This is a genomic window from Brevundimonas diminuta, assembly GCF_050310045.1.
GTDB lineage: Bacteria > Pseudomonadota > Alphaproteobacteria > Caulobacterales > Caulobacteraceae > Brevundimonas > Brevundimonas diminuta_F.
This window is the reverse complement of record NZ_CP190005.1, coordinates 987,861-999,747: the sequence shown is the minus strand read 5'-3', so window position 1 is coordinate 999,747 and position 11,887 is coordinate 987,861. Positions and strand designations below refer to the sequence as shown.

11 protein-coding genes are annotated in these 11,887 nt (G+C 66.2%); 6 read left to right on the top strand and 5 right to left on the bottom strand.

The window, feature by feature from the left end; all coding sequences use genetic code 11:
- The 5 genes from fabF to ACORJG_RS04660 form a co-directional block, all read right to left on the bottom strand.
- The gene (gene fabF, locus ACORJG_RS04680; protein WP_427792013.1) at positions 1–1,281 is read right to left on the bottom strand and encodes a beta-ketoacyl-ACP synthase II; all 1,281 of its coding nucleotides are present in this window, start codon (positions 1,279–1,281) and stop codon (positions 1–3) included.
- 120 nt (positions 1,282–1,401) lie between these two features.
- The gene (locus ACORJG_RS04675; protein ID WP_003165440.1) at positions 1,402–1,641 is read right to left on the bottom strand and encodes an acyl carrier protein; all 240 of its coding nucleotides are present in this window, start codon (positions 1,639–1,641) and stop codon (positions 1,402–1,404) included.
- 186 nt (positions 1,642–1,827) lie between these two features.
- Complete coding sequence (fabG, locus tag ACORJG_RS04670; protein WP_427792011.1) at positions 1,828–2,568, bottom strand: 3-oxoacyl-[acyl-carrier-protein] reductase; 741 nt, start codon at positions 2,566–2,568, stop codon at positions 1,828–1,830.
- 17 nt (positions 2,569–2,585) lie between these two features.
- On the bottom strand, positions 2,586–3,530 hold the full coding sequence (gene fabD, locus ACORJG_RS04665) for an ACP S-malonyltransferase (RefSeq protein ID WP_128720259.1): 945 nt from the start codon (positions 3,528–3,530) through the stop codon (positions 2,586–2,588).
- A gap of 114 nt (positions 3,531–3,644) precedes the next feature.
- A complete protein-coding gene (locus tag ACORJG_RS04660) occupies positions 3,645–5,075 on the bottom strand; it encodes a fibronectin type III domain-containing protein (protein WP_427792009.1) in 1,431 nt (476 codons plus the stop codon).
- Between the two features lie 300 nt (positions 5,076–5,375).
- Between ACORJG_RS04660 and rpsF the strand changes: the two genes are divergently transcribed.
- The 6 genes from rpsF to ACORJG_RS04630 all read left to right on the top strand — a co-directional run bounded on the left by rpsF (position 5,376) and on the right by ACORJG_RS04630 (position 11,837).
- Positions 5,376–5,753, top strand: coding sequence for a 30S ribosomal protein S6 (rpsF, locus tag ACORJG_RS04655; protein WP_035283764.1), 378 nt, complete (start codon positions 5,376–5,378; stop codon positions 5,751–5,753).
- Between the two features lie 11 nt (positions 5,754–5,764).
- Positions 5,765–6,040, top strand: coding sequence for a 30S ribosomal protein S18 (gene rpsR, locus ACORJG_RS04650; RefSeq protein WP_003167100.1), 276 nt, complete (start codon positions 5,765–5,767; stop codon positions 6,038–6,040).
- A gap of 1 nt (position 6,041) precedes the next feature.
- The gene (gene rplI / locus ACORJG_RS04645) at positions 6,042–6,626 is read left to right on the top strand and encodes a 50S ribosomal protein L9 (RefSeq protein ID WP_003167099.1); all 585 of its coding nucleotides are present in this window, start codon (positions 6,042–6,044) and stop codon (positions 6,624–6,626) included.
- Between the two features lie 521 nt (positions 6,627–7,147).
- Positions 7,148–9,601, top strand: a complete 2,454-nt coding sequence (locus tag ACORJG_RS04640; protein ID WP_427792007.1) for a TonB-dependent receptor plug domain-containing protein — start codon at positions 7,148–7,150, stop codon at positions 9,599–9,601.
- A 211-nt stretch (positions 9,602–9,812) separates the two neighbouring features.
- Positions 9,813–10,214 (top strand): hypothetical protein, encoded by a 402-nt coding sequence (locus ACORJG_RS04635; protein ID WP_427792006.1) that lies wholly within the window; start codon positions 9,813–9,815, stop codon positions 10,212–10,214.
- 120 nt (positions 10,215–10,334) lie between these two features.
- The gene (locus tag ACORJG_RS04630) at positions 10,335–11,837 is read left to right on the top strand and encodes a replicative DNA helicase (RefSeq protein ID WP_427792004.1); all 1,503 of its coding nucleotides are present in this window, start codon (positions 10,335–10,337) and stop codon (positions 11,835–11,837) included.
- Positions 11,838–11,887 lie beyond the last annotated feature (50 nt).

Sequence of the window (11,887 nt, the reverse complement as noted above, 5' to 3'; positions counted from 1 at the left end):
TCAGTCGACCTTCTTGAAGATCACGGCCGCATTGGTGCCGCCGAAGCCGAAGCTGTTGGACATGGCGACATCGATCTTCCTGGCCTTGCCCTTGTGCGGGATCAGGTCGATCGGCGTCTCCATCTCCGGGTCGTCCAGATTGATGGTCGGCGGCGCCATCTGGTCGCGGATGGCCAGGACCGAGAAGATGCTCTCGATCGCCCCGGCGGCGCCCAGCAGGTGGCCCGTCATCGACTTGGTGGAGGACACGGCCAGATTCTCGGCGTGGTCGCCGACCAGCCGTTCGACCGCCTTCAGTTCGATCCAGTCGGCCATGGTCGAGGTGCCATGGGTGTTGACGTAGTCGAGGTCCGACGGCTGCATCCCGGCGCGCTTCAGCGCCGCCTTCATGGCCCGCAGGCCGCCGTCGCCGTCTTCGGACGGGGCGGTGATGTGATAGGCGTCGCCGCTCATGCCGTAACCGACGACCTCGGCGTAGATCCTGGCGCCGCGCGCCTTGGCGTGTTCGTACTCTTCCAGAACCATGACGCCCGCGCCCTCGCCCATGACGAAGCCCGCATGGCCGCGGTCATAGGGACGCGAGGCCTTCTCCGGCGTGTCGTTATAGGCGGTGCACAGGGCCTTGCAGGCCAGGAATCCCGCGATGCCGATCGGCACGACCGAGCTTTCGGCGCCGCCCGCCACCATGACGTCGGCGTCACCCAGGGCGATCATCCGGGCCGCGTCGCCGATGGCGTGGGCGCCGGTGGCGCAGGCGGTCACGACAGAGTGGTTCGGCCCCTTCAGGCCATGACGGATCGAAATCTGGCCCGACGCCAGATTGATCAGGGCCGAGGGGATGAAGAAGGGGCTGACCCGGCGCGGCCCTTGTTCCTTCAACACGATGGCGGTGTCGGCGATGGGGCCGAGGCCGCCGATGCCCGAACCGACCATGACGCCGGTGGCGCATTTGTCGTCTTCCGATTCCGGCTTCCAGTTCGCGTCAGCCAGCGCCTCGTCCGCCGCCGCGATGGCGTACAGGATGAAGTCGTCGACGCGCTTGCGGTCCTTGGCCGACATCACCTGATCGGGATCGAAGACGCCCGGTTGCCCGGCCTCGCCGCCGCCGCGTCCATCGACGCTGGGGACTTCGCCGGCAATGGTGCAGCCGTAACCTTCGGTGTCGAAAGCGGTGATCGGACGAATGCCCGATCGGCCGTCCAGAATGCCTTTCCAGACGTGTTCGACGCCCGTGCCCAGCGGAGTAACCAGGCCCAGGCCCGTGATGACGACGCGGCGCATGGTTCGCGCTCCTTCTTGGTCAGAATCGTAGCCAGAAACACTAATGGCCGCCGGACGGTCCCGCTAGGGTCCCGTCACGGCGGCCATCAGCTTGGTTAAGTGCGACGGATCGCAGCCGGATCAGGCGGCCAGCTTCTCGTCGATGAACTTCACCGCGTCGCCGACGGTCTGGATGTGCTCAGCGGCGTCATCCGGGATTTCGACGTCGAATTCTTCTTCGAAGGCCATGACCAGTTCGACGTTGTCGAGCGAGTCGGCGCCCAGGTCGTCGATGAAGGAAGCCTTCTCGGTGACCTTGTCCGGATCGGCGTCCAGGTGGTCGATCACGATCTTGCGGACGCGTTCGAGGGTGTCGGACATGAGTGTCTCTCTTGCCTGTTTGAAATCGCCGTGATGGCGGGTCGTGGGTTGTTTCGCCGTGTCACGGCTGCCTGCCGGGATCAAGCCTCAATGAGACTCACCCCCGAAAGACGTCCGTGCCCTTTAGCACAGGGTGCAGAAGTGGAAATAGTCTGTTGCGCGTCGTGATGACACTTCACGCTTTGATCAAATCATCGCCATGCCGCCGTTGACGTGCAACGTCTGGCCGGTGACATAGGCCGCTTCATCCGACGACAGATAGACGGCGGCCGAGGCGATTTCATCGCCCCCGCCCAGACGTCCAGCCGGAATCTTGGACAGGATGGCCTCGCGCTGCTGGTCGTTCAGCACGTCGGTCATCGGCGAGGCGATGAAGCCCGGCGCGATGCAGTTGACCGTGATCCCGCGCGAACCGACTTCCTGGGCCAGCGACTTGGAGAAGCCGATCATCCCGGCCTTGGAGGCGGAATAGTTGGTCTGGCCGGGGTTGCCCGTGACGCCGACCACCGAGGTGATGCCGATGATGCGGCCCGAACGGCGCTTCATCATCCCCTTCACCGCCGCGCGGGTCAGGCGAAAATAGCTTTCGAGATTGATCGACAGGACGGACTGGAAGTCTTCGTCCTTCATCCGCATCAACAGGCCGTCCTTGGTGATGCCCGCGTTGGCGACCAGAATGTCCAGCGGCGCGCCTGCGGCTTCTTCAGCACGCGCGACCAGACCGTCGACCGATTCCGCGTCCGACAGGTTGGCGGCGGCGAAGAAGGCGCGCTCGCCCAGTTCCTTGGCCAGATCAGCCAGCACGGCCTCGCGCGTGCCGGACAGGACGACGGTGGCGCCTTGCGCGTGCAACGAGCGCGCAATGGCCCCGCCGATGCCGCCGGTCGCGCCCGTCACAAGGGCGGTCTTTCCCGAAAGATTGAACATGGTTTCTTCCTGTCTGTTCAGAGCGACTTGGCGAAGGCTTCCAGCTCTTCGGCCGTGTTCAGCGCCAGGGCCTCGGCGTCGGGGGCGATGCGTTTGGCCATGCCGGTCAGCACCTTGCCCGAGCCGACCTCGACGAAACGGGTCACGCCGCCTTCAGAGGCCATCCACTCCATGCTCTCGCGCCAGCGCACGCGGCCCGTGACCTGCTCGACCAGCAGGCGGCGGATGACCTCGGCGTCGGTTTCCGGGCGGGCGGTGACGTTGGCGACCACCGGCACGGCGGGGGCGATGATCTTCGCATCGGCCAGAGCGGCCGCCATCTCGTCGGCGGCGGGCTGCATCAGCGGACAGTGGAAGGGCGCCGAGACGTTCAGCGGAATGGCGCGCGCGCCCAGTTCCTTGGCCTTCTCGATAGCCAGATCCACGGCGGCCTTGTCGCCCGAGATGACGACGTTGCCCTTGTTGTTGTCGTTGGCGACGACGCAGACGCCAGCCGCCGAACCCGCCTTGGCGGCCTCTTCAGCCAGCGCCAGATCGGTCTTGGGCCCGATCAGCGACGCCATCGCCCCCTTGCCCACCGGCACGGCGCGCTGCATGGCCTGACCGCGCAGCTTCAACAGACGGGCGGTGTCCGACAGGCTGATCGCGCCCGCAGCGGCCAGGGCCGAATATTCGCCCAGCGAGTGACCGGCGACGAAGGCCGCACGCGCCACGTCGACGCCGAACTCGACCTTCAGCACCCGCGCCGTGGCGACCGACACGGCCATCAGGGCCGGCTGGGCGTTCTCGGTCAGGGTCAGTTGATCTTCCGGCCCTTCGCGCATCAGCTCGAACAGCTTCTGGTTCAGGGCGTCGTCCACCTCGGCGAAGACCTCGCGCGCGCTGGCGAAGGCGTCCGACAGGGCGACGCCCATGCCCACCGACTGGCTGCCCTGACCGGGAAAGAGAAGCGCGAGGCTCATCCGGGATCGTCCGTCATCCGTTGAATCAAGCCGCGAGGGGTAGGCGAATCCCTCCCCTACGGCAAGAACCCCAGCGCTTTCACATCTCCGCCGGGATGAGCGGATTTAGAGGCCTCAGTCCTTCCCGCGCGCCGTGCAGGGCCGATCATCCGGCCCGGCCGCACCGTTGCAGCGACGCTGGGCCATCAGCGTCTCTTCCGTCTCGACCAGACGCTTCGTCCCGTCTGCCTGCCGCTCCAGCGTGAAGGCGTCATACAGCCCGCCCGTCGCCGTGAAGGCGCGGAACGACAGGCGATCCGCCTCGACGTCGATCAGTTGATACAGCTCGGTGTTCTCGGCCGCACGCACCGGCTGGGTGTCGGCCCGGTCGTTCAGCCCATACATCTTCGATCCCGTGACAGAGACGACATAGACCGGCCCCTGCGGACGGCCCGCCGCGCTGTCGGCGCGCGACGCCTCGGCCCCGGCGGGGTTGGAGACGCGGCCGTAGCAGTGGTCATGCCCCTGCAGCACCAGATCGATGTTGCGGGCGTCGAAGATCGGCTTCCACGCAGCCTTCAGCTCCTCGGTGTCTTCAGGACGGGCGCAGGTGTAGATCGGCTGGTGGAACAGGGCGACGTTCCAGCGTGCCGGGCTTTCGGCCAGCACCTTGTCCAGCCAGCGCGTCTGGCTGTCGCTCGCGCCCAGATCAATCGCCGCCGTGCCGTCCAGCACGATGAAGCGCACGCCCTGATAGTCGACATAATAGCTGGTCGCCTTCACCCCCTCGGCGCCGTTGTCCGGCAGGGCGAACTGCAGCGGCCAGTGCGGGCCCAGAACGCGCGATTCCTCGCCGTTCGGCAGCACATGGTCGACGTATTCATGGTTGCCGCTGGCGGGCAGCTGCGGCGTCATGGCGAAGGCGCGGCCGCCCGCCTCGGTCCATTCGCCCCACTCGTCGTCGTGAACCTTCTCGTCGCGCTGGGCCACCAGATCGCCCGCATGAACGACCAGAGCCGCCGGTCCCGCCTCCTTGAAGGCTGAGCGGATCACGCGCGAGCCGACCTCCAGAATGTCGTTCTGTGTGTCGCCCAGATAGATGAAGCGGAATGGCGCAAACCCGGCCTTGGCCGTGCGGAACGGCAGCCACTCGCTCCAGCCGTCGGCGGCGCGCACGCGATAAACATAGCGCGTGTCCGGCTTCAGCCCGTCAAAGCGCGCCCGATGATAAAGAGCGCGGCCGTTCTCATTCTCGATCGGCGCCGTGGTCCCGGCCACGGTGCGGGCGGCGAAGCCCAGCAGGGGGCCGTCGATCTCCTCGGCGATCTGGGCCTCGGCGGCGGTCTGGCGCGTGTCGGTGCGCCAGGCGACGGCGGCGCCGCGCGCAGCGTCTGCGGCCGGGCTCAGGACGATCCGGTCAGCCCAGCCTTTGGCCGCCCAGCGCCCGTTCGGCGCGTGCAGCGGCGCAGCCTTGGATGGAGCGACGGCCATAGCCAGCGATGGTGCGACGGCCAACAGGGCGGCCCCAGCCGCACAGGCGGCCAGACAGGCGACAGACAGCTTCATGACGAATGTATCCCCGAACCGGTATGATCCCTGTTATGGATTAACGGGCCAGTGCGACGGTTCACCGGGGGTTTTGTGAAACTCCTGCGAGGAATGCGCCGCGCACGATGCGATGGAGCCGCGCCGCCGCGCGCACCTTGCCCTGCCGGGGTTTTTCCCGTATAGGCGCGCCCTTTCCAGGGCTTCGGTCCTGCTGCGGAACGTCAAAGGGTCGGGAAACTCCCGTCCGCCGCGTCAGGAGCCATCGTGGACGAACTACCCGGTTCGCCCGCGCCGATGTCCGCCAAGGGAGAATACCGCATGGCTCTTTACGAGCACACGGTCATGACGCGCCAGGATATCTCGGCGCAACAGGCCGAAGCGCTGAACGACACCATCAAGGCTCTGATCGAAGAAAACGGCGGCTCCGTCGCCAAGATCGAGTACTGGGGTCTGCGCAACCTGACCTACCGGGTCAAGAAGAACCGCAAGGCTCACTATTCGCTGATGGCCGTCGACTGCCCGCCGGCCGCCATGGCCGAAGTCGAGCGCCAGCTGTCGATCAACGAAGACGTGCTGCGCTGGCTGACCATCCGGGTCGAGGAACTCGACCTGGAGCTGTCGCCCCTGCTGGCCCGCCGCGAACGCGAGCGTGACCGCAGCGCCCCGCGCGGCGAAGACGCCGCGGCTTCGGAATAAGGAACCGGATCATGACCGATACGACTGCCCCCATCCCGGGCGCTCCGGCCGGCTCCGGCCCGGCCCGTCGCCCCTTCTATCGTCGCCGCAAGGTTTGCCCGTTCTCGGGCGCCAACGCGCCGAAGATCGACTACAAGGACGTGAAGCTGCTGCAGCGTTACGTCTCCGAACGCGGCAAGATCGTGCCTTCGCGCATCACCGCCGTTTCCGCCAAGAAGCAACGCGAACTGGCCAAGGCCATCAAGCGCGCCCGCTACCTGGCCCTCCTGCCGTACGTGGTGAAGTAAGATGAAGGTCGTTCTGCTGGAACGCGTCGAGAACCTCGGCGCCATCGGCGACGTCGTCACCGTCAAGGACGGCTTCGCCCGCAACTTCCTCCTGCCGCGCGACAAGGCGCGTCGGGCCACGGAAGCCAACCTGAAGGCCTTCGAAATCGAACGCGTCGCCATCGAGCAACGCAACGAGAAGAACAAGGCCGACGCTCAGAAGATCGCCGACAAGATCGATGGTCAGAGCTACGTCATGATCCGTCAGGCCGGCGAAACCGGCCAGCTGTACGGCTCGGTCGCCGGTCGCGACGTCGCTGAGGCCGTCCGCGCCGAAGGCGGCAAGGTCGAGCGCTCGCAGGTCGTCCTGAACACGGCGATCAAGACGCTGGGCGTTCACGAGGTGCTGGTCCGCCTGCACCCCGAGGTCTCGGCCACGGTCAAGATCAACATCGCCCGTTCGGCTGACGAAGCCGAGCGTCAGGCCAAGGGCGAAGACGTGATCCGCAGCCAGTTCGACGACGAGCGTCAAGCTGCTGATCAGGCCGCTCAGGAGCTGCTGGAAGGCGGCGCCGGCCAACAGGAAGGCTTCGGCGACGAAGCCTGATCCTGTCGCTTCGGCGAGATGATCCAGGGGCGCTTCCGTAAGGGAGCGCCCCTTTTTCTTTGCCCGGCCGTCTTCTTCCCCCCATCGCGTCATCCGCACGGGGCCAATCCAACAGAAACAGCGCAACGCCCGCATCCATCAGACCATTGTTGCGGCCACGCCCCGATGAAGGCGCTGGACCTCCGCGATATGCGCCGCTCAGCCGTCATTGTTTCGCGACGAAATCTATAGTTTTACTAAATCCTTAAAGACATATTCTCGGTATCCGGCGCCGTTTTCGCACCGCAATATGGCCCTGCTTCGCCACAACCTCGCGAGCGGGAGTTCCTTATGAATTTCAGATTGTTGACTGCTGAAAAGGTTCGAAATGGCGACGCAGCGCCATGTTTTCCCCGTATTGCATGCGGCTAAAACCGCCGCCCGAAGCTTGACGTAACGCCGTATCGGCGCAGGGTTAGACCGTCGCTCTTTCAGTATGCGGCGCGTATCCGGCGTCCAACCAGAAAAAAGCAGTTCTCTCCATGCACATTGTGAATCTTCGTCGCACCGGCCTGCTGGCCGCTGTTTCCAGTTCCGTCCTGGTCTCGGTCATGGCGGCCGGCGGGGCTATGGCCCAGACCGCCCCGGACAATGCAACCTCCGTCGACGACATCATCGTGACCGGCACCCGCGTCGCCAACCGCAGCCGACTGGAGACGGTCGCCCCCGTCGACGTCGTCACCGCCGAGGCGCTGGAACAGCGCGGCACCACCGAACTGGCGGCCCAGCTGGCGGCGACGGTTCCGGCCCTGAACTTCCCCCGCCCGTCGGCGACCGACGGAACGGACTCCATCCGCCCGGCCACCCTGCGCGGTCAGGGCCCGGACCAGACCCTGGTCCTGGTCAACGGCCTGCGTCGCCACCAGACCGCCCTGGTCAACCTGAACGGCTCGGTCGGGCGCGGCTCGTCGGCGGTCGACCTGAACGCCATCCCGTCTTCCGCCGTCGAGCGGATCGAGGTGCTGCGCGACGGGGCTGCGGCCCAATACGGCTCTGACGCCATCGCCGGGGTCATCAACCTGCGCCTGCGCGAAGCCCGCGAAGGCGGCGGCGCCAGCGTGACCTACGGCTCCTATGTCACCGACTTCAACGGCTTCTACGGCCGCGAGGGCGACATCCGCGACGGCGACACCGTCACCGTCTCGGCCTGGCAGGGCTTTGGCCTGGGGCAGGACGGGTTCCTGACCGCCTCGCTGGAATACCGCAACCGCGACGCCACCAACCGCTCGGACATCAACCCGTCGTTGGGGCGCATCACTGGCGCCCAGGGCGACGCCGAGGTCGAGGACATCTCGGCCTATCTGAACGCCGGCCTGCCGCTGGGCAACGGCTGGGAGGCCTATGGCTGGGCCGGGTATCAACAACGCGACGCCACCGCCGCCGCCTTCTATCGCACCCCGACCGACAACACCCAGAACCCCGACTATGGCGCAGGCCGCAAATACCCGGACGGTTACCTGCCCTACATCCTGACCGACACCACCGACTGGACCGCCGCGGGCGGCCTGCGCGGTCAGGCGGGCGGCTGGGATCTGGACATCAATCTGGGATACGGCTCGAACAAGATCGAGTTCGGCGCCGAGAACACCATGAACCCGACCTATGGGATCGACGGCCAGACCTCGTTCGACGCCGGATCGCTGGAGTACAGCCAGTTGGTGTTCGGCGCTGACGCCAGCCGCCAGTTTGATCTGGGCTGGGCCGGTCCGCTGAACGTCGCCTTCGGTCTGGAAGCGCGCCGCGAAACCTACAAGATCGGCGCGGGCGAAGAAGCTTCCTATGCGCGCGGCCCCATCCTGACGGCAGGCGGCGCGAACCTGACCTGGGGCTCGCGCGGCTTCACCGGCTTCACGCCGAACAATGTGATCGACGAGGATCGCAGCAACGTCGGCGTCTATCTGGATCTGGAGGGCGAGGTCATCGAGAATCTGACCCTGTCCGGCGCCCTGCGTTACGAAAACTATTCGGACTTCGGCGACAACGTCTCTGGCAAGATCGCGGGCCGTTACGACTTTAACCCGCACTTCGCCATCCGGGGCGCGGTCTCGACCGGCTTCCGCGCGCCCAGCCTGCAACAGCAGTATTACACCCAGACCGCCGTCCTCTACATCAACAACGTCCCCTATGAGACCGGCACCTATCCGTCGATCAGCGACGTGGGTCTGGCGCTGGGCGGCACGGCGCTGGAGGCCGAAACCTCGGTCAACTATTCGCTGGGCTTCGTCGTGCGCAACGGCCCGTTCGAGCTGACGGCCGACGCCTATCGCATCGACATCGACGACCGGATCATCCTGTCCGAGACCCTGACCGGCGACGCCAACGCCGCCGCAGGCAGCAACGCCAAGACCATCTTCGACCTGTTGACGCCCTATGGCGCCACGGCCGCGCGCTTCTTCATCAACGGCGTCGACACCGAGACGACCGGCCTGGATGTCGTGGCCCGTTACCGCGCCGAAACCTCGATCGGGCACCGTCTGGACTTCACGCTGGCGGGCAACGTCAACGACTTCAAGGTCACCAAGACGCCGATGACCCAAACCGGCGTCTTGCCGACCCCGACGTCCCTGTTCGGACGTCAGGCCGTCACGCGCTTTGAAGAGGGCACCCCGCCGTGGAAGGTCGTCTTCCAGACCGACTGGGAGGCCCAGCGTCTGGGCGGCACCTTCCGCCTGACCGGCTATGGCGACGTTCTGGCCGCCGGCGCGACCGAGGCCACCGATCTGAAGCTGGGCGACGCCCTGGTGGCCGATATCGAGGCGCGCTACCGCTTCAACGATCGGGTCACCGTCTCGATCGGTGCAGACAACCTGCTGGACCAGTACCCGCGTCAGAGCCTGCGCGTGAACAACACCACCGGCGCCTTCCCCTTCTCCAACTTCTCGCCCTACGGCTTCAACGGCCGTTTCGTTTACGGGCGTCTGGCGGTGAAGTGGTAAGCACTGTCGACTGAACCGCAGAACCGGCGCGGGGTGTATCTCCTCCCCTCTTCTCCGCGCCGGAGTCTGTAGCGGGGGGGGGGGGGGGGGGGGGGGGGGGGGGGGGGGGGGGGGGGCAGCGCGCCGCCACGTCCCGCTACAGACATAAAGCCATCGCACCATCATTAGGCCGAGCTTGCGAAGGCGGGCATGAAGGCGCATTTACATCGTCATGTCGCGTTCTGTTCATACTTTATATGCAGCGCCGCTGTTCGCTCTGACGCTGCTTTCCGCCTCATCGCCCGCTCAGGCGCAATCCGCTGACATGACCGTCCAGCAGTTTCTGACGATCGGCCAAAACATCCCGCGCAACCGCGCCGTGGCCATGATGCGCCCGGACACCCGTCGCCTGATTCGCGAGGTCACCGGCGCCGTCAGCACGGTGAAGGCCGAGCAGGCCTCAGCCGTCTCGGCCGGTCGCCGCCCTGCCCACTGCATCCCCGCCTCCGGCACCGGCATCACGCCCGAGACGCTCGTCGCCCGCTTCGAGACCATGCCCGAGGCCCGGCGTCGCGTGACCGTGACCCAGGCCGTGCGCGACTGGATGGTCGAACGCTACCCCTGCCGCAGCTGACGACCCCTCACTGATCCGACAGCGGTTTTCCGCGCCCGTCCACAGGCGCAGGCGACTGTCCACGACGACGACCGCGCCCGCGTCTGACGCAGGGCGCGCCTATGGCTATTGATGATGTCGATGAACGCCTTCGCCCCCCTGCCCTATGATTCCGCCAACGACCCCGTGCAGGTGTCGTCCATGCCCCATAACCTGGAGGCGGAGCAGGCCCTGCTGGGCTCGCTGATGTTCGACAACGCCGTGTTCGAGCGCCTGTCGGACCGACTGCGCGGCAGCCATTTCTACGAACCCTTCCACCAGCGGCTGTTCGACGCGATCGAGGACCACATCCGTCAGGGCCTGCTGGCCGAGCCCACCATCCTGATGGAGCGCTTCAAACAGGACCCCGCGTTTCAGGAGTTCGGCGGCCTGCGCTATCTGGCCGATCTGGTGGACCGGGCGCCGCCTGCCGCCAACGCCCCCGACTACGCCCGCGTCGTCTATGATCTGGCCCTGCGCCGCGACCTGATCCGCATCGGCGGCGAGATCATCAAGGAGGCGCCCAACCCCGAGACGCCCGCCGACGAACAGATCGAACAAGCCGAGCAGACGCTCTATTCGCTGGCCGAGACGGGCAAGCCGTCGTCCGGCTTCGTCAGCTTCTCCCAGGCGCTGGCGGGCGCCGTAGAGATGGCGGGCGAAGCCTATCAGCGTGAGGGCAAACTGGCGGGCCTCGCCACCCGCCTCGACGACCTGGACCAGAAGCTGGGCGGCCTGCACCCCTCGGACCTGCTGATTCTCGCGGGCCGTCCGTCGATGGGCAAGACGGCGCTGGCCACCAACATCGCCTTCAACGTCGCGCGCAACTATCGCTGGGAGCCGACCCCGGACGGCGGGCGCAAGACCGTCGACGGCGGGGTCGTCGCCTTCTACTCGCTGGAAATGAGCGCCGAACAGCTGGCCATGCGTATCCTGGCCGATGCGTCCGGCGTGTCCTCGGACAAGCTGCGTAAGGGCGAGATCGACGCCTCGGACTTCGGCAAGATCCGCGACGCCGCCATCGAGATCGGCGAAAGCCCGCTCTACATCGACGCCACCGGCGGCCTGTCCATCTCCAAGCTGGCGGCGCGCGCGCGACGCCTGAAGCGGATGGAGAACGGCCTGGACCTGATCGTGGTCGACTACCTCCAGCTCGTGACGACCGGCGATAACAGCCAGAAGAACCGGGTGCAGGAAGTGTCCGAGATCACCGGCGGCCTGAAGGCGCTGGCCAAGGAACTGAACGTCCCCATCATCGCCCTGTCGCAACTGTCACGTCAGGTCGAACAGCGCGAGGACAAGCGGCCGCAACTGTCCGACCTGCGTGAATCCGGCTCGATCGAGCAGGACGCCGACTGCGTCATGTTCGTCTATCGTGAGAGCTACTATCTGGGCCGGGCTGAGCCGCGTGAAGGCACCGAAGAACACCTGAAGTGGCAGGAAGACATGGACCGTCTGCAGCATCAGGCCGAAGTGGTTATCGGCAAGCAGCGTCACGGCCCCATCGGCATCGTCAAGCTGGCGTTCGATTCCAACACCACCCGCTTCGGCAATCTGGCGAACGACGGCCGCTACGGCAGCGCCTATGCGGATATTCCGGAATAAGGCGAGGTGTCGCCCTCACCACTCTCGCCGTCCTCGCTCCCCATTCTCCG

Bases quoted from the DNA above. Each gene is read 5' to 3' on its own strand.
- fabF (WP_427792013.1), bottom strand. From the start codon at position 1,281: ATGCGCCGCGTCGTCATCACGGGCCTGGGCCTGGTTACTCCGCTGGGC.
- ACORJG_RS04675 (WP_003165440.1), bottom strand. From the start codon at position 1,641: ATGTCCGACACCCTCGAACGCGTCCGCAAGATCGTGATCGACCACCTG.
- fabG (WP_427792011.1), bottom strand. From the start codon at position 2,568: ATGTTCAATCTTTCGGGAAAGACCGCCCTTGTGACGGGCGCGACCGGC.
- fabD (WP_128720259.1), bottom strand. From the start codon at position 3,530: ATGAGCCTCGCGCTTCTCTTTCCCGGTCAGGGCAGCCAGTCGGTGGGC.
- ACORJG_RS04660 (WP_427792009.1), bottom strand. From the start codon at position 5,075: ATGAAGCTGTCTGTCGCCTGTCTGGCCGCCTGTGCGGCTGGGGCCGCC.
- rpsF (WP_035283764.1), top strand. From the start codon at position 5,376: ATGGCTCTTTACGAGCACACGGTCATGACGCGCCAGGATATCTCGGCG.
- rpsR (WP_003167100.1), top strand. From the start codon at position 5,765: ATGACCGATACGACTGCCCCCATCCCGGGCGCTCCGGCCGGCTCCGGC.
- rplI (WP_003167099.1), top strand. From the start codon at position 6,042: ATGAAGGTCGTTCTGCTGGAACGCGTCGAGAACCTCGGCGCCATCGGC.
- ACORJG_RS04640 (WP_427792007.1), top strand. From the start codon at position 7,148: ATGCACATTGTGAATCTTCGTCGCACCGGCCTGCTGGCCGCTGTTTCC.
- ACORJG_RS04635 (WP_427792006.1), top strand. From the start codon at position 9,813: ATGTCGCGTTCTGTTCATACTTTATATGCAGCGCCGCTGTTCGCTCTG.
- ACORJG_RS04630 (WP_427792004.1), top strand. From the start codon at position 10,335: ATGAACGCCTTCGCCCCCCTGCCCTATGATTCCGCCAACGACCCCGTG.